Here is a 20,508-nt window from a genome sequence, read left to right as displayed (position 1 = left end):
CGCCTGCCAACCGCCAGCAGCGTTGAGGATTACGAAGCACTGCTGCCGTGGAACTGCTCGCCAGCTTCTGTCCCGGCTTCCTGAAAACAAACCCCGTCCAGGCGGACGGGATTTATGGAGCGCTTACGTTGAGTCCCCACCCACTGGGCAAGGAGGGCAGATGGCGAGCCAATCCCTCACTCGGCAGCCCCAAAATGCCGGTGGCACAAAAAGTGGCACAAAATTCAGCTCGCAGATAAAACTCCCGCCCATAAAAAAATCCAGCCACCGCTAAGTGACTGGATTTTCTAGGGATTTTTGGTCGGGACGGAGTGATTCGAACACTCGACCCCTTGCACCCCATGCCGGTGGTCGACCTCGTAACTCATTGATTTTTCTAGCATCATCTAGGGCGCTCGCTGCAACCGATGTCCTACGGTACCTGACGGTTTTCAACGATTTCCCGCAAAAGTCCCTGTGTGCCTGGACCACCTTGGGAGCGTTGATATTGGCAACGTAGCAGGTGCCCGGCCAGCTTGGAGGAGACTCCCCTCCTACCTTGCAATCGAGTACAGCCTTGATCCGTGCTCCACTGGGCCCACCGAGCGGATCGTGACAGTGTTGGTTAAAGGTCGTCATGGCCCCAAAATTAGGAAACCTGGTCATCGCTCCCCTCCCAACTACCGCTTATTGCGCGGTTCTCCCTGCAAAACACTAGCCGTGCTAGGGTGGGCAACCCAAGTCACCGTACGGCACTCCAGAAACCCCATGGCCAGCGATACTCCAGTCTATTTGGACAGCCCGCTCACCCTTGCTGTCGTCCGCATGTTCGAGCGCGTACTGCCGCTGCTGGAAGGAAAAAGATCAGGCGCATTCAAGGCCTACATCTTCGGCGGTTGTGCCCTGCATATTCTGACGAATGCTCGGGGTAGCGCGGACGTTGACGCAGAACTCGAAATCTCCAGGGGAGTGGATCGCAAGGAAGTGATGGCCCTGCTCGATGGCGTCCCCGAGGACTACGAAATGGACGGGCGCGAGCTGCAGGTGCAGTACGACCCACGCTTCAATACAACCCTCTGTCCTATCCACGAGGATTTCGCAGAGCGGGCGATCCCGTTGATACCGGGCCAGGAAGACGCAGTACTGCAGGTGTTCGTAGCTTCGCCCGTCGATCTGGTCATTACCAAATTGGGCCGTTTCAACGAGCGCGATCACGAAGATATTCGCACGCTCATCCGAGCGAAAAGCATCAACCTCGAAAGTCTTGATATGCTTGCGCGAAGAGCGATTGATGATTGCCCGTGCGACAAACCGACAACTCTAAGCTACTTGAAACTGGTGCTAGATGAATTCTGCTACCAAGCCTAAGCCAAGAAACCGCACCCTGGACAACCTTGAGTATGTTCTGGTGATGGTGAGCAAAGCCCCCCTCTACAAGGTGGAGGAGGATGTCTTTGCACTCTTCGCGAAATCTGTGTGGTATGACACTTCACGCGCCAAGAGCAAGGTGCAGGCACGCCTGAATGACCCAGTTGTGCCGCCGCTACGCAAGCGACGCCTGCTTTACCTGCTGGATCGCCTCCGCCGCTATCCTTGCTTAGACGACCGCAGGGCGGGCGAACTCCAGCAATTCGTGCGTAAGTGGGAGACCCAGTTGGTCAACGCCAAGCCATGGCGCCAGTCTGCCAACCACACAAAGGACAAGCTGGCCAAGCAGTGGGGTGTAGATGAGGACGCAAGTCGGCTGTTCTCATCCGTCCTCGACTACCAGACTCGCCACTATGTCGATGAACATCATGTGAAGTCAGGCTACAAGCCCCTTCAGCAAGCGGTCAAAGCCTCTACCTGAGAGCATCCACTCTCCCCTATTCTCAGGCCCGCTCTGCGGCCAGCTGCTGAAATGCCTTACTAGGTTCTGTACGAAAAGTCGGTACAGGTAGAATCACCTCCATGATTGGCTGGAGGCCCACATGGCAAGGCGCTACGAACTCCCGGATGCGGGCTGGGAGTTGATCAAGGATCTGGTTTCCCCGGAACAGAAGATGGGCCGACCTCGAAGTGATGATTGGCTGGTGCTCAACGGCATCTTCTGGATTCTCTGCTCCGGTGCCGCCTGGCGTGATCTGCCGGAACGTTTCGGCCCGTGGCCGACGGTTTACAACGGTTCCGTGACTGGCGAGACGACGGCACGTTTGACTGAGTATTTGAGCGATTGCACGTCCGGTTGAATCACGAAGGCCTGATTGACCTGGATACGTGGATGGTCGACTCCACCGCGGTGCGTGCCCCCCTAGCCTCTTCTGGCGCTGGGAAAAGGAGAGGGCAGAAGAACCGGTAGATCACGCACTGGGACGTAGCCGAGGCGGCCTGACCACCAAGACTCACCTGATCTGCGATGCCAATGGGATACCTCTCCGCTTCATGCTGTCACCGAGGCAGGCCAGCGACATTGCCCCATGCTCAGCCACTCTTGGATCAGGTACGCATCCCCGGAAAATCGGGACGGCCTCGTAAGCGCTGCCATTGGTTACTGGCAGACAAAGGTTACGATGCCGAGCATCTGCGCCTGTACTGCGACCGCTACCGCATGCAGCCGGTGATTCCGCAACGCACCATGAAGCGCAAACCCAAGCCAGGACTACCCCGACTGTTTGATCGTCCGAAATACCGGCAGCGGAACATCATCGAGCGGATGTTTGGCTGGCTCAAAGAGAATCGGAGAATCGGCACCCGTTACGACAAGCTCGCCAGGAGTTTTGCCGCAATGGTCACGCTGGCTTGCACGCTGCGATGCCTACGGCAGTACTTTTCGTACAGAACCTAGGTGCTATCTCAGACGATGCCGAACTGCAGCTCTATGTGATTGGCCAGCGAGTCCGCACCCTGCCAGCTGTGATAGACCTCCCGGCTTTCGCCGGTCAGTTTATGGCCGGCCGCGCGGGCCTTCTCGACGAGCTCCGCATAGCCTCGGGCAAAGACGTCGGCAAGGGGTCCGCGGTAGTCGCCATGGACACAGCGCAAGGCCGTTAGCAGCTGGCATTCGACTGCACCGGCTGGCTCGTCCAGGCTACCCTCCACTGGCAGGCAGAACTCGATCCGGAACCGGTCGCTGGCATTGTCAGGAAGCTTGTGGGAGACGAACACCCAAGGGCCGGCGACTTGAAGTCCCCGCTCTTGGGCCACTCGTATGATTTCGGCACAACACACCTGCGCTTGCTCGGCGACTTCCGGGATGGACAACTCTTGGCCGATGAAAAGCACCCGCTGTGGGGCAATGACTTTTTCCTTCATCTGTAACTCCCTGTTTGCCTGGCAGATCACCATGAGGCACTTTCATCCCTTGCCGAAATCACCTGTATTGCCTCCGCCCAGGTTTAGCCAAGCGAAAAGAGCTATTGCGGCTCCGGGCGGCTAAGAAAAATAGCAGTTGCGGCAACACCCTGGCCAGGGGCAGTCCCTGGAACCGCCGATACCGGATACGGCTATCCAGCTGGACATTGTGCCGAACCGTGTCGGCAAAGAACTTGATCCGAGTGAAGCTTCTGCTCGGGGCGCCATACCAAGTTAGTGCCTTGGAGGATCGCTTGTGCAATTCCCAGACAGCCCCTAGAATCACGCCCCGGTCGGCCGGATCAGCCGACTGTCTTTCCATCCGCGAACAAGGAGGTGCCCCATGACCCAGCTTCCAATGATGTGTCCGCTAATGAACCGTCAACGAAATCCTGGAGGGGCCCTTGCTGCCCCGCGGAGAATCCAACATGTCTACTCTTTGCCCACCGGTGTTTCTTGTTGCCCTCAGCTCGCCTGAGGAAGAAGCCCACTGCCGTGCCCTGCGGGTACGCGACGACCAACTTGACTTCATCGCCAGCAATGCCGAATCGCTGGAGCAGGCTGCCGACAGTCCCTGGTGTGAACCCTTGGCCGTACGTGCCATACAGACCGGTGAAATTGTCGGTTTCTTGATGCACGCCCTCGATCCGGACGAGAACCGCCGCTGGCTTTACCGCCTAATGGTCGACTACCGCCACCAGGGCCGCGGCTATGGCCGCGCCGCTCTGCGGGCACTGCTGGCATACCTTCAAGGGTTACCGGGTGGCCCCGGTGTCGCCCTTGGCGTCGCCCCGGAGAACATCGGGGCACGACGTCTCTACGCCTCCGAAGGCTTCGTCGAGACCGGCGAAGTCATAGATGGCGAGCTGATCATGCGACGGATGCCAGCATGATCAAAGGCGGGGGCGCCCTGGCGCCCCCGCCACTATGAATCGGCGACTCTTCCTGCAGCGACTTTTCGTACAGAACCTAAGACTGCGAGTGGGCTTGGGGTTCCTTCACGATCCTTGCGAGGTCGGCAAGATGAATCGTTTTCGCCCACTCGCTACCGTTAGCCGCTTACCAGACGGTCTGTCCCGGCCCGAGTGGACAGACCAGACAACGTCGAAGATTCCACCACTGCTTGGAAATGCAGCAATCGAGACTGTTGCGGTCGTCGGGCGCATTCAAGCCGGCAAAGGGGATGTAGGTCCCGCTGCCACCCGCTCCTGGCTAGCTTGCCTTGGCAAATTCTGGCTTTTCCAGATGCGATTGCTGGATCGTCCTTATCAACCAAGTCCGGAATGCCGTGATTTTGCTCGATTCCGCATACTCAACAGGCGAGACGAGATAGAAACCATGTGCTGACTTCAATCGTATATTGAAAGGCGCGACCAAGGCCCCGGACTTCAGATCGTTTTCAACGTAGCTGGTCCTACCGATGCATACGCCCATTCCGTTGACCGCAGCTTGGACAGCCATCATGGCCAAGTCGAAGGTCAAGCGACTCGACTTCTTCAGTTCCCCCCCGACCCTGGCCGCCTGTAGCCAATCGTTCCAGTCGCCACCTGTCATCCCGCTAACTTGTAGCAGCGTGTGATTGACCAGGTCACGGGGCTCGCGAAGAGGATGCGCAGAGTTCAACAACCGGGGGCTGCACACCGGAAATACCTCGTCCGACATCAACCAATCAGCTCTCAGGCCCGGCCAATGGCCATTGCCAAAGCGAATGGCGGCATCAACGCCCCCGCATCTGAAATCGACCAAGTCAGTGGACGCACTGACCCGCACATCGATGTTCGGGTGTTCCTCCTGAAACCCGGCGAGACGAGGCAGCAGCCATTTCGACGCCAGGGACACCAGTGTGCTGATGGTCAAGGTACTGGATTTCTTCGGTTCCCAGAGCGCCTCAGTGCATTGGCGCAATTGCTCGAACGCACACTTCACGCCAGGAAAGTAAGCCTGGCCCTCCGCAGTCAGCGCCAAGCCATCTTTCAACCTGAGAAACAGCCGAACCCCGAGCTCGCCCTCCAGCCGCCGGATCTGATGGCTGACGGCTGTCTGGGTAACGTTCAGTTCTTCCGCCGCACGAGTAAAGCTCATGTGGCGGGCAGCGGACTCAAATGCCTTGAGTCCATTTAGTGACGGCATCCTTACTGTCATAAGAAAAACACATGGCATGAATTTATGTCATAAGGTATCACCCTTAATGTCCTTTGCAAATTGTTTCAGCCACGCCTGATCCTAGCGCCGCCCGATCGGTCATACCGACCGCCGCCAGGGCTTCTCAACAGGACGATGAGCGATGAAACAAACTACCGAACACAGCGTGTTCCAGATGACTCCTGGGAAGGCTCGGAACGCCTCCCGCATGGCCGAAATCAGCCGGCCGCATTTCGACAGTGCTTACCAGAAGGGACTCATGGGTGTTTCCTGCAGGGTTCTGGAAGAGCGCCGGATTGAAATTGCCACCTCCGGACAGGAAGTGATCGATTACACCCGCTGCGGCTACCTGAACCTGGATAACCATCCCAAGGTATTGGCGGCTGCCCAGGCAGCGATGGATGAAATTCGTTCCGTTCATTTTTCGGTGGCCAGGACTCGGCTTTCCGCCGAACCGCTGATGCGACTCGAGCACACGCTAGCGCAACTTTTCCGGGTGAATGGTGTAGTGGTTTTCCCCACTGTGGCGGCGGCGAACATGGGGGCGCTTCCGCTCCTTGCTGCGGGCTTGTTCACCAACGGTGAAAAGCCGCTGATCGCCGTCGACCGCTTCGCCCATGTGACGCTGCAGTACCACATCCCGGTGCTTCGTGAAGAAACCGAGGTACTGGTCATCGACCACAACGACCTGGAACACTTGGAGCGCCTCTGCCAGACCGGGCGCCAAGTGGCCTACATCGGTGACGGCGCATACTCCATGGGAGGCGCCGCCCCGGTGCGCGAACTGCGAGCTCTGCAGGACAAGTACGGCCTCTTTGTCTACCTCGACGATGCCCACGGCATCTCGGTGGTGGGAGAACGAGGCGAGGGTTTCGTGCGTTCGCAACTCGATGAGCTGGATGGCCGTACCATCATTGCCGCCTCGCTGGGCAAAGGCTATGGCGCCGCTGGCGGCATGCTGATGCTCGGCACGCGGGATATCGAGAACGCCATCCGCCGCTATGCGCCGACCTATGGATTCTCCTGCGCGCCGAACGTGGCGGCTGTCGGTGCTGCGTTGGCCTCTGCCGAAATACACATGAGCCCGGAACTTGGCAAGCTGCAGAAATCCCTGCGCAACAATCTCGCCCTCTTCGACAATCTGATACCGACTGAGACCAAGGGCAGCGAGCTGCCAATCCGGATCGTTCGCATCGGTGACGAACACGAGGCCATCGCCAAGGGCGAGCATCTACTCAAACACGGCCATTACACCTCCGTGGTGTTCTTCCCGACCGTGCCACGGGGGCAGGCCGCGCTGCGCATGGCGGTGACCGCGGCGCATAACCCGGCCGACCTGCTTGATCTGAGCCTGATGCTCAAGAGCAACCCAGTGCTCGATAAGCAGCCCGCACGCAGCGTGACCGTGTGATCCGGACGGCGTAGGAGAGCCCACAGTGAAACAGATCCCGCTTTCGGACACTTTCGTGACCGCAGTGACCGACTTCGATGTGCAGACCGCCAGCGATGCCGACATCGCCGAGGTGCAGAACCTGATCTACCAGCGCAAGGTGGTCGCCCTCAAGAATCAGAAAATATCCCGCGATACTTATCAGGCCTTTGCCGCGCGCTTTGGCCTGCTGGAACAGTTCAAGCTGAAGAACTACCACGACCCGGATTACCCCAACATCCTGGTGATCAATAATCGCCGGCCGGCCGGTGCAGTGGGCGCTCGCAAGCTCGGCAACATGTGGCACAGCGATTCGAGTTATCTGCCCACCCCGCTCGCCCTCACCTTCCTGCATGCCCAGCAGGTGCCCCAGGACGCTGGTGACACGCTGTTCGTCGATATGGAAGTCGCGCTACGCGACCTGCCCCTGCCGTTGCGCGGTGCGGTGGAAGGCCGCCAGGCGATTCATGACGTCCGCTGGACCTATAAGGTGAAGGATGACGACCTCGGGGAATCCATTCAGGAAATCTTTGATCGCCTTGCAGCAACGGTCCCCGCCCAGCGACACCCCACCATCCTCCACCATCCGGCTACCGGGCGTCGCAGCCTTTACCTTAACCCGGGATACACCACCCAACTGGTGGGCTATTCCGCAGATGAAAGCCGTCGGCTGCTGGATCAGATCTTCGCCCATGTGCTGACACCTGGGCGGGTCTTCAACTACCAGTGGGAAGCCAACGACATACTGATCTGGGACAACCGCTCAGTCTGGCACTGCGCCACCGAGCTAGCTTCCGATGCGGACCGGTTGATGTATCGGATCGGCGTCACCGACCGCGAATTCTTCGGCACGCGGACGACGCAAGGAGATGTGGCATGACGGAGGTCCGCAAGCGGGTATTGACTGCGCATATCCTGGGCGAAGACGGCAAACGGATGCTCAGCGAGAGAACCGACGTTGAACTGGTGGAGTTCCAGAACACCATTTCGAAGCACGACTTCCTCGAATTGCTGAACAGCTTCGATGCGGTACATGGCGTCATCCTCGGGCTGACCCCGTTTGGTGCCGCGGAACTGGATGCCGCCCGTGGTCTTAAAGTGGTATCGCGAATCGGCGTGGGCTACGACGCCGTCGATATCCCGACCATGAGCGCGGCCGGCATTCCGGTAATGGTCTGCGCGGACGCCAATCATCGCCCAGTGGCCGAACACACGCTGGCCTTCATGCTGTCGCTGGCCAAGAAGAGCGACACCCTCACGCGCCTGGTGAAGGACGGACGCTGGCAGGAGCGCTACCAATACCTACCGGTGGAACTGGACGGAAAGTCGGTGCTGGTCGTGGGTTGTGGCCGCATCGGCTCACGGGTCGTGGAGCTCTGCCTGGCCTTCGGGATGCAGGTCAACGTCTACGACCCCTGCCTTACAGCCAGCAGCATTCCGCCAGGCGCACACCAGATCGCCAGCCTGGACGACGCTCTGCCGACAATCGACTTTCTCACCCTCCACTGCCCTCGCACCCCGGAAACGCTTGGGCTCATCGGACGCGAGAGGCTCGAACGGCTCAAGCCAGGCGCATGCCTCATCAACACAGCACGAGGCGGCATAGTCGATGAACAGGCGCTCGTCGAGCGGTTGAGGGATGGTCACCTGGCCGGAGCGGCTCTGGATGTCTTCATGCCCGAACCACCACCGTCGGAACTGGACCTGGCGGCTCTGCCCAACCTGCTCTGTTCGCCACACCTGGCAGGTGTGTCAAGGGAGGCGGTTTCCCGCATGGCCGTGCTGGCGGCCGGCAACGTCATCGATGTGTTCGATGGCAGACCAAATGCACGTAATGCAATCAATGCCCAGGAACTGGGCCTGGCATGACCTGGCCGGGTGGACGACCACCCGAGCCATCACTCTGGAAGGAATCCTATGTACTTGCGCTATCACCTGCTCGATGACCAGAAAGACGCCATGATTCTGCTGGCCCGGATCTTGATCCTGATCCTCTATGGGTATTTCGGCTTCACCTATGTGACCGACAACGACAGCTTCGTCGAGTACCTGATTTCGGTCGATGCACCCATGCCGCGGGTAACCGCCATCATCGGCGCCATCGTCGAGTTCTTCGGCGGCATCGCCCTGCTGCTAGGGTTCTGGACCCGTCCCCTGGCGGCACTGTTCGCGGTATACACCATCGGTACCGGCCTCATTGGCCACGCCTACTGGAGCCTGACCGATCCGGTCGCTCACCACACGCAGTTCGTGCACTTCTTCAAGAACGTAAGTATCGCGGGCGGCTTCCTGTTCCTCGCCCTGCTTGGACCCGGTCGCTACTCCATCGACGGACGCTGATACCCGAAGCGGCTCACGGCAACCAGCCGCGGCCGCTTCTTTTTTCAAGGAGAGAAGTAGCAATGTCAGACGTATTTGAGCCGGTCGCCGACCTGCGTGACTGGCTGGACAGAGTTGAACGGTTGGGCGAGCTGCAGCGCGTTACCGGCCAGGTGGACGCCAACGAAGAAATGAGCGCTATTACCTACCTGATGGCCAAACAGCCCACCTCACCCGCAGTGCTCTTCGAGCAGAACGAATCTCCGCTGGGCTTTCGCCACCTGTGGAACCTCTTTGGCCCCAGCGTCGCCCGCACGGCTGTGACCATGGAGCAGACCCCGGGCATCTCCACGCTGGAGCTGATTCGCCGTACCAAGGATCGCCTGAAGGTCAGCATCCCGCCGGTGGAAATTAGCCCTCTCGAGGCGCCCATCTATGAAAACAGCCTGTACGGCAAAGACATCGATCTGACCAGACTGCCGATTCCCAAGCATTGGCCCAGGGACGGTGGAGCCTATGGTGGAACCGCCGATGCCGTGATCACCCGCGATCTGGAGTCCGGCTATCTGAACCTGGGGACCTACCGAATGATGGTACAAGGACCCAAGCATGTCGGCCTATCGCTGGCGCCAGGCAAGGACGCGCTCCGCCATATCCACCAGGCGTGGGCAAGGAACCAGGGTCTGAGGGTTGCCGCGGCATGGGGCATGGATCCACTCCTTATGGTTGCTGGATCGCAGTCCCTTCCGCCTGGAACCTCGGAGTACGACTTCGCTGGTGGAATCAAAGGCAAGCCAATTGACGTGGTACGGGCTCGCGACTCCGATCTCCTGATACCCGCCAGGGCCGAAGTGGTACTTGAAGGCATCATCCATCCACACGCCACTCGGGAAGAAGGGCCATTTGGCGAGTTCACCGGCTACTACGGCTACAAGGATCTGGATTGCCCGCTCATCGAAGTGACTTCGCTGCATTTTCGAAACGCGCCGATCCTGACCAACGCTTTGATGGCCGATTATCCGTCGAATGAACAGAGCGCGTTCTTCTCCACCATCCGGTCAGCCAAGATCTGGAACGACCTGGACAAACTGGGTATCCAGGGCATCCGCGGCGTCTATTGTCCTCCAGCGGCTGCCGGCGCGTTTGCGATGATCATAGTCAGCCTGGAGCAAAAGTATGCGGGGCACGCCAGCCAGGTATTGGCCTTGGCCAGCCAGGTACCGGGAGGCGCCTACATCAGTAAATGGATCATCGCCGTAGATGAAGACGTCGATCCGACGGACATGAACCAGGTGCTCTGGGCCATGGCCACCCGCTCAACTCCTGCAGACGACATCGACATCCTGCGCAATACACGTGGGTCCCCCCTCGATCCGGCGCAGAATCCGCAAGAGAAACGCTTCTTTGGTTCCAAAGCGCTCATCAATGCGTGCAAGGACTACCGCCACATCCGAAGCTTTCCAGAACGGACGCTGCTTCGCGAATCCCTGTACAGGCAACTCGAAGATCGCTGGGGACAGCTTGGACTCCCGGGTGCCATCCCCGCCATTACCGTGTTCGACCCTGAAGCCCGGGATTGAAGCACCTTGATCCCCAAACCATCACTTGCTATCCCCCACCGGGCGCCCACGTGCGCCCGGGCCGGGAATCAATCAAGTCGCATCAGACAAAGCCGCTGCCATCCCGAGTCGACGCTGGAGGACTACCAGTCCACCAGCCAGCAGGAACGCAAGCATTACCACCGCCATGGCACGGGCGGTTCCCTGCGGCCCCTGGAGGCAAAGTCCGAGGACCGCAATACCAACCACGCCGCCCGTTTGCCGGGCCGTGTTCAGTACCCCTGCTCCCACCCCAATCCTCATCGAGGGAATCGTGCAAAGACAGCCCGACACGATCAGTGGCAAGGTGGCGCCGCCAAGCCCCAACAGCATTCCGGCTCCAAGCATGACATTCCAGGACGGTTCAACAGATGCCAGGACGGCACTCCCCATCGCTGCGGCGAACAGACCGGCCGAGCAAAGGCCTGCGCTACCCACACGAGCCGACAGCCAGCCGGACAAACTCGCCAGAATGCCGGTAACCAAAGTCATCGGGAGCATAGTCGCGCCCACCTGCACGGCAGACCAGCCGCGCTCCTGCAGCGCGATCGGAATCGCGAACAGACTGCCGTAGTACGCCAGTGTCTGGAAGAACGACGTGCCCACCCAAAGGCAGAAGGATCGTTCGACAAAGAGGCCAGATGGCAACATTGGCGACTCGGCCACGCGCTGCCATCTGACGAACAGCCCGCAAGCCACGCACGCCGTCGCGAAGGCACCAATAATGGGCCACGAAGCCCAACCCAAGACTGGCCCCTCGATAAGCCCGAAGATGAATCCGCCCAGCGCCCCACTGCAAAGCATCTGACCAAGAGGGTCCGCTCGTCGCGGCACTGCGGGAACCCTGATTGGCGACCACAAAATCGCGATCAGTGTCACCACGCCCGCCGGCAGGTTGAGGAAGAAGATCCACTTCCAACCCGCCCATTCGATCAGCCCACCACCCACGACAGGCCCGGCCACCAATGCGCACGCCGATACGCCGCCCCACACGGCCATCGCCCGGCCACGCTCAGCTGGCGACGGATAAGCCGCTGCCAGAAGCGCCATGGAACTCGGAAGCATGAGGGCCGCGCCGATCCCCTGGGCGACCCGGGCCGCAATCAGATAAGACAAATCGGGGGCTATACCGCAAGCGAGCGAGGCCAGCACGAACTCTACGAGTGCCACGGAGAACACCCCCAGGGCGCCGTAGCGATCCGACAGCGCTCCCGCAGTTAGCAGCAAACTGGCAAACACCAGTGTGTAGGCACCCGCAATCCATTGCAGGCCATCCATTCCGGCATTCAGTGCCTTGCCGACAGCGGGAAGTGCGACGTTCAGCGCGGTAACGTCCAACGCGACCATAAAGGAGGCCAAGGCTACCGCGAGCAGTACCCGCCTGGGGGAGGATGGTGAGCAGTCGCATGGGTTTCTGGACATCTCGGCTAACCTGCCTTTGCGCCATGTCAATGAAAAAGAACCCAATGCTGAGCGGCGTCCATAATAGAGGTAAAGTTAATTATTCAGCCTTACGGCATAAGGAAATCTACTAATCATGATGAACCTGATGCATTGGAAACTGCTGGTGGCGGTTGCGGATGCAGAAAACGTCTCGCGAGCCGCAGAACGCTTTGGCATCACGCAGTCTGGAGCCAGCCAGGCAATCACCCAGATGGAGGAAGCCCTGGGTGTGAAGGTGTTTGTACGTGAGCGCCGAAAGACGACGGTAACTGCCATCGGCGAGCAGATCGTGGTCAGGGCCCGGCGCATGCTGGGCGAACTGGAATCGATCCAGAACCTGGTGGACGCCAGTCGCGGCTGTCACCTGGGCCGCATCAAACTGGCGAGCTTCCCGTCGGTGTTCGCTTCCCTTCTCTCCCCCCTGCTCCAGGCCTTTACGCGCCTCCATCCCGGTATCGAGATCGTTTCCCTGGAGGGCACAGACGAAGAAGTCGAAGACTGGCTGGCGAGCGACAGCATCGACCTGGGCATTGTCATGAATCCCGCTCCTGAACGAGATCCCGTGATGATCGGTTACGACTCCTGGGTGGCGGCGGTACCCACTAACCACTACCTGGCTCGCAGGGCGAGCTCGAGCACCGTGGCATTGTCCGAACTGGTCAATGAGCCCTTCATCGTCGCCACCGGAGGCTGCCATCTGCATGGAAGGAGCCTCATGGAACGCGAGGGGCTCGCGCTCTCCGATATCCGCTTGACCGTGCGTGACTGGACCACCGCATTCGCATTGATTGGCGAAGGCATGGGGGTATCCATGGTCCCGGCCTCCACCCTCCCCAAGGACTTCCACAACATGCGCATCTATGAATTGAGTCCGCCAATTTATCGCCGTTTCGGACTCGTCTGCTCGGCAAGTGGCCAGGAGTCTGCAGCGGCCCAGGAATTCCTCAAGCAGGTTCGCAAATCGGCGCTTGGCGTGGAGCTGCCGATGGTGGTCGAGGCCGCATCGGTGCAAGCCGCCTGATCATAAGCGCAGGTAATACCCACGAACTGGAAATCTAAATTTACGCGTCATCCGAGCGAGCACGAGGATGTGACCTCCAAGACCAAGTCAGGAGATCTACATGAAACTCTACTTCGCTCCCATGGCGTGTTCGCTATCGCCCCACATCGTGCTCCGTGAGCTGGGGACTCCGTTCGAGCTGATCCGGGTCAACAACAAGACCAAACGAACCGCCGACGGCCGCGATTTCCGAGAGATCAACCCCAAGGGGTATGTGGCGGCGCTGGTGCTCGATAACGGCGAAGTGTTGACCGAGGGGCCGGCCATCCTCCAATTCATCGCCGATGCGCATCCGGATGCTGGCCTGGCTCCTGCCAACGGCACGTGGGAACGGGTTCGCCTGCAGGAACTACTGAACTTCATCACTTCCGAGGTGCATGCGGGCTCGGCCCCCCTGTTCAACAGTGACCTTCCAGAGGAAGCGAAGGCCATCTTCCAGGAGAGGCTGTTCAAGCGCCTCGACTACCTCTCGCAGCTCATGGGCGAACAGGACTACCTCGCCGGCCGCTTCAGCGTCGCAGACGCGTACCTCTACACCGTCCTCACATGGCTTCCGGTGTTTCAGATCGACATCCAGAAATGGCCCGTCCTTGGCCGGTTCGTGCAGCGCATGGAAAAGCGACCAGCCGTCCAGGCAGCGATTGCTGCGGAAGAAGCGACAGCCCCCGTTTGAGCTCGAACTGCCGGGCGTCGCTCTCCGGCAGTCTTCCCCAGGAGAAATCCATGTTGATTGACCGACTACCCGGATCCTTCCCGGGCAGATGCCTTGGCTCGGCTTATGAGGATCTCGTATTCGGCGTGGCCACCTCACCAGATACCCAAGCGAATATCGCTGATCAGGCACGTCTTGCTCTGGAAGCCCTGGCTTCCAACCTGGCTCAGCTCGGAGCCAGTAAAGACACCTTGCTGTCGGTGAGTGTCATGCTGCGCAGGATGGCCGACAAGGCCGTATTCGACGATATCTGGAACCAGTGGATCGGAGACGATCCGCAATGCTGGCCCCAACGTTCGTGCATTGGTGTTGAGCTCGGAGGTTCACTGCTCATTGAAATCACCGCCGTTGCATTGCGTCAGCGTGAGCGGCAGTAATTCTATCTTGCCGTCATGATGATTGGTCTGAAGCGTACTTGGCTGTTACGGAAACTGCGGAGTGAGTTTGGCGTGCAAATCGACGCACTCGTGGTCCATCTTGAAGGATAGCAGGTATGTAATCCGCTCAAAGTAATCGCCGTTGGAAATGCCCTGATCGCGAAGGGCATAGGCATAGTTCCAAACTTTGGAAACGAGTTGTTCGTTGGTCGTTAGCTTAACTCGGTCATAATGAAACCGTTGAGCAGCAGTCCAACGTCTCGACTTTTCATTCAGATCCCATCCGCCTTGTCCCCAGTCCCTGGACATGGGACAAGCACAATGGCGTGTACCGAGCACACCGGACAGCGCAAAACCACGATGAATGGGAACGTAACTTTCTGGAGAGTTTTTTAGCTGACGGACCTGAAGCACGATATACAGTTGCGACTCCCCCCGCTTCCTATGCGCTGCAGAAGAGTCGGCAATCCCTGCCGTTACGCATGCGCAGCGCGCTCGAATACCTCGTCCGCCCATTGGTTCAGGCTTTTTCCAGCAGCCTGGGCGGCGATAGTGGCGGCTGCATGTACTTCTGGACGAATACGCAACATCACCTTGCCGGATGCCGGCTTCTCCGGGCTAACCCCTCGCTCGGCACAGTCGGCCAAGTAGTCATCCACTGCAAACTGAAACTCTGCACGCAGTCCTGCCACCGACTCTGCATGAAAGCTGATGATGTCCCGCACGCCCAACAAACGGCCGACGAATATATCATCACGCTCATCGAACTCGATGCGAGCAATGTAGCCTTTGTAACTCATGCTATTCATAGTTCAACTCCTGCCCGCTGCAAGAACTCGCGAGCCTCTTCTACCTGATACTTCTTTGCCTCTTTCCCAGGATGCGGGCGATGGCAGCGCCATTGCACATCTCCCAGTACGAGTTTGACCCGGGATCCCTCACGCTCCAGCACCTGACCGCCTAGGTGTAGAACCAAGGCCTCGATATCGGAGAACACCACCGCCGCACTGGTCGGCGTACGAAAAATGGCCTCAAGGGTTTTGCGGTGTCGATTTTTCATGGCAAGAATGATAGCAGAAAGAGATAGCACAACAAGCCGTTCAATCGGGGACGCTCTATTGCGCCAGGTGAATCGCCGTCCAGCATCGGTTGATACGCCTATCACTACACGTACGCGGCCTCAAAAATGCTGAAAGTAGCCGCAGTAAGGCGTGTTGAGGAGCGCCCTGACAAGCTAGGGAGTACACCATCGCCCTCCTACACCCCATGCCAGTGGTCGACCTCGTAACTCGCTGATTTTAATAGCATCATTTAGGGCGCTCGCTGCAACCGATGTCCTACGCTATCTGACGATTTTCAACGATTTCCCGCAAAAGTCCCTGACCAGATTGGCGCCTTCTGCGGCTAATGGGTCAGTCCCACCAGTCCACGCGTGACCTTGTCCAGCCACGACATAGCAGTAGGAACAGTTGGCCTCACCCAGAAGGTAGAAGTGTCTAGGCTGCGATTCATGAGTTCATCTCAAGTGACTTGTGCCTCCGCCTGCATTTTTCTCTGCCCTTCCCATGAAGATACTTTGCCCACTTCGGCCTGACAGGTAGTCACCTGCTCGCGGCAGGAGTTTGTTGCCCAAACAGCAGGATTGCCCAGACCACTGCTTAGGCTTGGCGGAGATCACCATGCACTCACGATTCCAACGGCTGCTTGGCAGTCGCGGCTTTTCCATTGGCCTTGAATTGCCGCTCGATAATGACTGGTCGAGGCAAGGCCAGCAGTTACGTGTGGCTGAAGGGCGGCCGCAGGGTATGCCCCGCCTGGAGCATCACGCCGAGTTAGCCAAACTGGCCGATGAGTCAGGCCTCAGCGCGCTCTGGGTTCGCGACGTCCCCCTCTACGACCCGGCTTTCGGTGACGCTGCCCAGGTGTTTGAAACCTTCAGCTACCTGGGTTACCTGGCAGGCATCACCCGCACCATCATGCTCGGCACTGCAGCGGTGGTTCTTCCGCTGCGCCAGCCCTGGCTGACGCTGAAGGCCGCAAACTCCATCGACCAGTTGAGCAATGGCCGCCTTCTGCTCGGCGTTGCCAGCGGAGACCGTCCCATGGAGTACCCGCTTTTTGGTGAGGACTTCGGTAAGCGCGGCAGCCGCTTTCGTCATGCGGTCGAGTTGCTTCGCAGCCAGGGCACCTCACTCCTGCCGGAAGGCGCCTGCGTCCTGCCCGATGCGATCGACAGCATTCCTTTGCTCGTTGCAGGACTCGCGCAACAGTCGCCTGCCTGGGTCGGCGCCAACATGGATGGCTGGCTCAGCTACCCCGGCACCCCGGAAGAACATCAACACCGCGCGGCACTCTGGCGCGAGATGGGCGGCGACAAGCCCTATGTGAGCTTCTTCCATCTTGACCTCGATGCCGACCCACGCGCCCCCATGCGACGTTTCCGCTTCGGCGGCCACTGCGGCCGCTTGGCACTCATAGAGGAACTGCGGAATCTGCGGAAACTGGGCGTGCATCACATCGGGCTGCACCTGCGCCGAAGCGAACGGGACCTGCGCGCGGTCATCGACGAATTGGCGACTCACATACTGCCCGCATTCCACGATCAATCCCTGGATGTGGCCTTTGTTGGCTGAATACGGCGCCTGGTCCTGAACACCGGGGAAAGGCCTCAACCGCCCCTACCCTCTCGGGGCCCCGGCCCCGCCATCCCACGGAGCGACACCATGCTTTTTACCCGATACCAACTCGGCCCTGTTCAGACCACCAGCCGCATCGTCATGCCGCCCATGACCAGATCCCGCGCGGCGGCGGGCAATGTCGCAACGGAGCTCATGGCCGAGTACTACAGCCAGCGGGCCTCCGCCGGCCTGATCATTTCCGAGGGCACTCAGATCAGCCAGCAGGGGCAAGGCTATGCCTGGACGCCGGGCATACACACACCAGAGCAGGTGGCCGGATGGCGCAAGGTGACCGATGCCGTCCACGCAGCCGGTGGCCTGATCTTCGCTCAGCTCTGGCACGTCGGACGTGTCTCCCATACCAGCCTGCAACCCGACAACGGTGCGCCGGTCTCGTCCTCGCCGCTGGTAGCCGAGGGGGTCAAGGTGTTCATCGACCCACAGGGTTTCGGCCCCCAGGCCGGCGTCGGCGAGATGATCCAGCATTCCGCTCCGCGCGCGCTCGCGGTTGAGGAAATCCAGGAGATCGTCCACACCTATGCACGGGCTGCACGCAATGCGCTCGAAGCGGGCTTCGACGGAGTCGAGTTGCATGGCGCCAATGGCTATCTGATCAATCAGTTCATCGACTCCGGGGCCAACTCACGCACCGACCAGTACGGCGGTTCCCTGCAGAACAGGCTGCGCTTCTTGCGCGAAGTCTGCGAGGCGGTGGCCGAGGTGATCGGCAAGGACCGCCTGGGCGTGCGCCTGGCCCCGCTGACCACCCTGCAAGGGGCGGTCGATGACACGCCGGAAGCGACCTACCTGGCCGCCGCGAAGCTGTTGGATGAGATCGGCGTGACCTACATCCATATCGCTGAAGCCGACTGGGACGACGCGCCGGTCATGCCTGCCGCCTTCAAAGAAGCACTGCGATTGATCTTCAGCGGTACACTGATTTATTCCGGCAACTACACCCGGGAACGGGCCCAAGAAGCACTGGCCAGGGGCTGGGCCGACCTCATCGGTTTCGGGCGGGCCTTCATCGCCAATCCGGACCTGGCGCTGCGACTGGAGCGCGGCGTCCCGCTGGCCGTCGGCGACCGCGCCACCTATTTCGGCGGCGGCGCGGCCGGTTATATCGACTATCCCGTGGCCAGCCTCTGAAGGTGCTCCGGCCCATGGCTGGCGTCGAGTACCACCAGGCTCGACGCCAGCCGCCCCCCCTGCTCTCGCAGCGCATCCAGTACGCGGTCCTGGACGTCACCGCTCAGTAGATATTCACGCTCGGCGAGCCCCCCCTGGAAAAGGGTGTGGCCAGCGTCCTGAGTGGGCCAGAAAATCGTAGCCCGATGAAATCGGGGAGCGGTGGCTGGTGTTCCTCGGATATCGTCCAGGCTACTGAGTCCAGCAAGCGCGGTGCCGGAATTGGCGCAGAGCCTGACCTGTTGAGCGGCGGCCGGCACTCCGGCGGGCAAACGCCGGAGTGCCCTGGCGCGGGATCAGATGATGCTGCGAATTGTGCCGCCCTCAACCCGCATGGCCATGCCATTCAAGGCCGGAGAAGCCGCGACATGAAGCACGCTCCTCGCGACCTCCTCCGGCTCGATCATCCGCCGGATCAGGGAGGTTGGCTCGGTTTCGTTGAAGTAGTCCGCTACCACCTGCTGCGGGGTGATGCCCTTTTCGGCGGCGATTTCTGCGTGGTAGCGCCTGACTGCATCGGTATAGGTGGGCCCAGGAAGGATGGTGTTGACCCGTACCGCAGTTCCCTTGGTCAACTCGGCGAGCGCGCGCGAAACCCCCAGCAAGCAGGACTTCATGGCGCCGTAGTGGACCATCCAGGGTTGCGGCTTAACCCCGGACTCGCTGCTGATGAAGATGATCGAACCTTCACCCGCGGCCAGCATGTCGCCCATGACTAGACGCGTCATGCGCACGGCAGTCATCACATTAACATCGAAATAACGAAACCATTGCTCGTCATCAGTCTTGAAAAAATCCCGGACTTCGAAGATGCCGACACAGTTGATCAGGTAATCGATCTTCCCATTGCTGACTGCAAGTTTTGCAAGTTTCTCAGCAACTTCCGGACGTGTCAGGTCTCCGGCCATCCCGGTACAACGCGGACCCAGTTCCTCGCAAGTCTCCCTGACTATATCCTCGGTCAGGCCGCTGACCACAACCCGCGCGCCTTCAGCCAGAAAACACTGGGCAATGGCCTTGCCAATGCCTGAGGCGCCGCCCGTGACTAGGACGTTCTTGTCTACCAGCTGGTAATCCATCGTATAGGACCCTTTTACTTATTGTTTCGCGAAATCTATACGAGCCAACTGGTACAGCCCATTCACTTCTCCTTAAACCTGAATTCATGAAATCTTGAAAGTGAATTGACCTCACAAGAGTTGTTCCGGCCCATCGACTGGCATTGATACCTGCAATCCGAATAACGTGTAAATGCAATAACCCGCCTTCCGGGGCATAACTTCCAAGCATTCAAGAAAAGGTCCACGATGAAAATCTTCATTACAGGCGCCTCCGGCTACATTGGTAGTTCCGTGGCCAAATACCTGGTCGATGCCAATCACGAAGTCACCGGCCTGATCCGCGACCCGAGCAAGCGTGATGCCCTGCAGGCACTGGGCATCACACCGATACTCGGCACGCTGGACGATGCCTATATCCTGACCCGGCAGGCCGAGGCCGCCGATGCGGTGGTGCACACCGCCAACTCGGACCACCGCGCCAGCGTCGAGACCTTCATCAAGGCCCTGCGCGGCACCGGCAAGGTCTTCATCCATACCTCCGGATCCAGCGTGGTGGGCGATGATGCCCGGGGCGCCTATGAGCGCGACGCGATCTTCACTGACGAGACCCCGTTCGAGCCGATGGACATCCGCCGTGACCGCGTCGAGATCAATCAACTGGTACGGCGTGCGGGCGTGGAGGATGGCATCCGGAGCGTGGTGTTCTGCCCCACCATGATCTACGGCGACGCCCTGGGCCTACCCACCGAGAGCGACCAGTTGCCCAAACTGCTTGCCAAGTCCCGCCAGTTCGGCGCCGGCGCCTATATGGGCGAGGGCGTGCACCGCTGGTCCAATGTGCACATCCAGGACCTGGCCGAGCTCTATCGCCTGGCCCTGGAACATGCCCCTTCGGCCTCGATCTTCTTTGCCGAGAACGGCGAGTCCTCGTTCATTGAAATCGCGGCCTCCATCAGTCGCGCCCTGGGCTTTGGCGGCAAGTTGCAGAGCTGGCCGGCCGACGAGGCGATCGCCGAGCTGGGTGACTGGGCACGCTTCGCGATCGGTTCCAATAGCCGGGTACGCGCTGTCAATGCACGGCGTCTTCTGGGCTGGCAACCGCAGCGCGAGTCCATCCACCAGTGGATCGAAAGCACCGAAAATCTCTGGTAACCCCCATCGCAAACGAAAACGGAGCCTGATGGCTCCGTTT

The 20,508-nt window shown here is 59.7% G+C and carries 20 protein-coding genes and 1 pseudogene; 15 read left to right on the top strand and 6 right to left on the bottom strand.

Annotated elements, in window-relative coordinates:
• Positions 1-747 precede the first annotated feature (747 nt).
• From ACFW0B_RS23550 to ACFW0B_RS23540, 3 genes and pseudogenes are all read left to right on the top strand, one after another.
• On the top strand, positions 748-1,347 hold the full coding sequence (locus tag ACFW0B_RS23550) for a DUF6036 family nucleotidyltransferase (RefSeq protein ID WP_449151394.1): 600 nt from the start codon (positions 748-750) through the stop codon (positions 1,345-1,347).
• Positions 1,325-1,828 (top strand): hypothetical protein, encoded by a 504-nt coding sequence (locus ACFW0B_RS23545; protein WP_449151393.1) that lies wholly within the window; start codon positions 1,325-1,327, stop codon positions 1,826-1,828. Before ACFW0B_RS23550 ends, ACFW0B_RS23545 begins: the two co-directional genes overlap by 23 nt.
• A gap of 121 nt (positions 1,829-1,949) precedes the next feature.
• A pseudogene (locus tag ACFW0B_RS23540) lies at positions 1,950-2,803 on the top strand (IS5 family transposase).
• Between the two features lie 8 nt (positions 2,804-2,811).
• Here ACFW0B_RS23540 and ACFW0B_RS23535 read toward each other — a convergent pair.
• Positions 2,812-3,270 carry an AraC family transcriptional regulator gene (locus ACFW0B_RS23535; protein WP_449151392.1) on the bottom strand — a complete coding sequence of 153 codons (459 nt, stop codon included), beginning with the start codon at positions 3,268-3,270 and terminating at the stop codon, positions 2,812-2,814.
• Positions 3,271-3,737: 467 nt separating this feature from the next.
• On the opposite strand from ACFW0B_RS23535, the gene ACFW0B_RS23530 reads away from it, so the two are divergent.
• The gene (locus tag ACFW0B_RS23530) at positions 3,738-4,202 is read left to right on the top strand and encodes a GNAT family N-acetyltransferase (RefSeq protein ID WP_449151391.1); all 465 of its coding nucleotides are present in this window, start codon (positions 3,738-3,740) and stop codon (positions 4,200-4,202) included.
• Positions 4,203-4,521: 319 nt separating this feature from the next.
• On the opposite strand, the gene ACFW0B_RS23525 is transcribed toward ACFW0B_RS23530, so the two are convergent.
• Complete coding sequence (locus tag ACFW0B_RS23525) at positions 4,522-5,451, bottom strand: transcriptional regulator GcvA (RefSeq protein WP_449151390.1); 930 nt, start codon at positions 5,449-5,451, stop codon at positions 4,522-4,524.
• 142 nt (positions 5,452-5,593) lie between these two features.
• Here ACFW0B_RS23525 and ACFW0B_RS23520 point away from each other — a divergent pair, with 142 nt between their 5' ends.
• The 5 genes from ACFW0B_RS23520 to ACFW0B_RS23500 all read left to right on the top strand — a co-directional run bounded on the left by ACFW0B_RS23520 (position 5,594) and on the right by ACFW0B_RS23500 (position 10,779).
• Positions 5,594-6,862 carry an aminotransferase class I/II-fold pyridoxal phosphate-dependent enzyme gene (locus ACFW0B_RS23520; RefSeq protein WP_449151389.1) on the top strand — a complete coding sequence of 423 codons (1,269 nt, stop codon included), beginning with the start codon at positions 5,594-5,596 and terminating at the stop codon, positions 6,860-6,862.
• Between the two features lie 25 nt (positions 6,863-6,887).
• A complete protein-coding gene (locus ACFW0B_RS23515) occupies positions 6,888-7,760 on the top strand; it encodes a TauD/TfdA dioxygenase family protein (RefSeq protein WP_449151388.1) in 873 nt (290 codons plus the stop codon).
• The gene (locus ACFW0B_RS23510) at positions 7,757-8,749 is read left to right on the top strand and encodes a hydroxyacid dehydrogenase (RefSeq protein ID WP_449151387.1); all 993 of its coding nucleotides are present in this window, start codon (positions 7,757-7,759) and stop codon (positions 8,747-8,749) included. The genes ACFW0B_RS23515 and ACFW0B_RS23510 overlap by 4 nt, the downstream gene beginning before the upstream one ends.
• Before the next feature lie 48 nt (positions 8,750-8,797).
• Positions 8,798-9,220, top strand: a complete 423-nt coding sequence (locus tag ACFW0B_RS23505) for a DoxX family protein (RefSeq protein WP_449151386.1) — start codon at positions 8,798-8,800, stop codon at positions 9,218-9,220.
• Between the two features lie 62 nt (positions 9,221-9,282).
• The gene (locus ACFW0B_RS23500; protein ID WP_449151385.1) at positions 9,283-10,779 is read left to right on the top strand and encodes a UbiD family decarboxylase; all 1,497 of its coding nucleotides are present in this window, start codon (positions 9,283-9,285) and stop codon (positions 10,777-10,779) included.
• Positions 10,780-10,851: 72 nt separating this feature from the next.
• On the opposite strand, the gene ACFW0B_RS23495 is transcribed toward ACFW0B_RS23500, so the two are convergent.
• A complete protein-coding gene (locus ACFW0B_RS23495) occupies positions 10,852-12,219 on the bottom strand; it encodes an MFS transporter (RefSeq protein ID WP_449151384.1) in 1,368 nt (455 codons plus the stop codon).
• 115 nt (positions 12,220-12,334) lie between these two features.
• Here ACFW0B_RS23495 and ACFW0B_RS23490 point away from each other — a divergent pair, with 115 nt between their 5' ends.
• The 3 genes from ACFW0B_RS23490 (at position 12,335) to ACFW0B_RS23480 (ending at position 14,389) form a co-directional block, all read left to right on the top strand.
• Positions 12,335-13,261 carry a LysR family transcriptional regulator gene (locus ACFW0B_RS23490; RefSeq protein ID WP_449151383.1) on the top strand — a complete coding sequence of 309 codons (927 nt, stop codon included), beginning with the start codon at positions 12,335-12,337 and terminating at the stop codon, positions 13,259-13,261.
• A 100-nt stretch (positions 13,262-13,361) separates the two neighbouring features.
• Entirely contained in the window at positions 13,362-13,973 is a 612-nt protein-coding gene (gstA, locus tag ACFW0B_RS23485) for a glutathione transferase GstA (protein WP_449151382.1), read from the top strand.
• A gap of 50 nt (positions 13,974-14,023) precedes the next feature.
• Positions 14,024-14,389 carry a Rid family hydrolase gene (locus ACFW0B_RS23480; protein WP_449151381.1) on the top strand — a complete coding sequence of 122 codons (366 nt, stop codon included), beginning with the start codon at positions 14,024-14,026 and terminating at the stop codon, positions 14,387-14,389.
• A 476-nt stretch (positions 14,390-14,865) separates the two neighbouring features.
• Here the strand turns inward: ACFW0B_RS23480 and ACFW0B_RS23475 are convergent, their stop codons facing one another.
• Positions 14,866-15,198 (bottom strand): type II toxin-antitoxin system HicB family antitoxin, encoded by a 333-nt coding sequence (locus ACFW0B_RS23475; RefSeq protein WP_003449856.1) that lies wholly within the window; start codon positions 15,196-15,198, stop codon positions 14,866-14,868.
• On the bottom strand, positions 15,195-15,449 hold the full coding sequence (locus ACFW0B_RS23470) for a type II toxin-antitoxin system HicA family toxin (RefSeq protein ID WP_081608056.1): 255 nt from the start codon (positions 15,447-15,449) through the stop codon (positions 15,195-15,197). Before ACFW0B_RS23470 ends, ACFW0B_RS23475 begins: the two co-directional genes overlap by 4 nt.
• Before the next feature lie 619 nt (positions 15,450-16,068).
• Between ACFW0B_RS23470 and ACFW0B_RS23465 the strand changes: the two genes are divergently transcribed.
• Complete coding sequence (locus ACFW0B_RS23465; RefSeq protein ID WP_449151380.1) at positions 16,069-17,022, top strand: TIGR03571 family LLM class oxidoreductase; 954 nt, start codon at positions 16,069-16,071, stop codon at positions 17,020-17,022.
• 90 nt (positions 17,023-17,112) lie between these two features.
• The gene (locus ACFW0B_RS23460) at positions 17,113-18,216 is read left to right on the top strand and encodes an alkene reductase (RefSeq protein ID WP_449151379.1); all 1,104 of its coding nucleotides are present in this window, start codon (positions 17,113-17,115) and stop codon (positions 18,214-18,216) included.
• Positions 18,217-18,551: 335 nt separating this feature from the next.
• Here the strand turns inward: ACFW0B_RS23460 and ACFW0B_RS23455 are convergent, their stop codons facing one another.
• On the bottom strand, positions 18,552-19,334 hold the full coding sequence (locus tag ACFW0B_RS23455; protein ID WP_449151378.1) for an SDR family NAD(P)-dependent oxidoreductase: 783 nt from the start codon (positions 19,332-19,334) through the stop codon (positions 18,552-18,554).
• 228 nt (positions 19,335-19,562) lie between these two features.
• Between ACFW0B_RS23455 and ACFW0B_RS23450 the strand changes: the two genes are divergently transcribed.
• Positions 19,563-20,468: an NAD-dependent epimerase/dehydratase family protein gene (locus ACFW0B_RS23450; RefSeq protein ID WP_449151377.1), complete on the top strand. Its 906-nt coding sequence runs from the start codon at positions 19,563-19,565 to the stop codon at positions 20,466-20,468.
• Positions 20,469-20,508: the final 40 nt, after the last annotated feature.

This window comes from Metapseudomonas phytobenefica (genome assembly GCF_043392685.1).
GTDB lineage: Bacteria > Pseudomonadota > Gammaproteobacteria > Pseudomonadales > Pseudomonadaceae > Metapseudomonas.
This window is presented reverse-complemented; position numbering and strand designations above follow the sequence as displayed.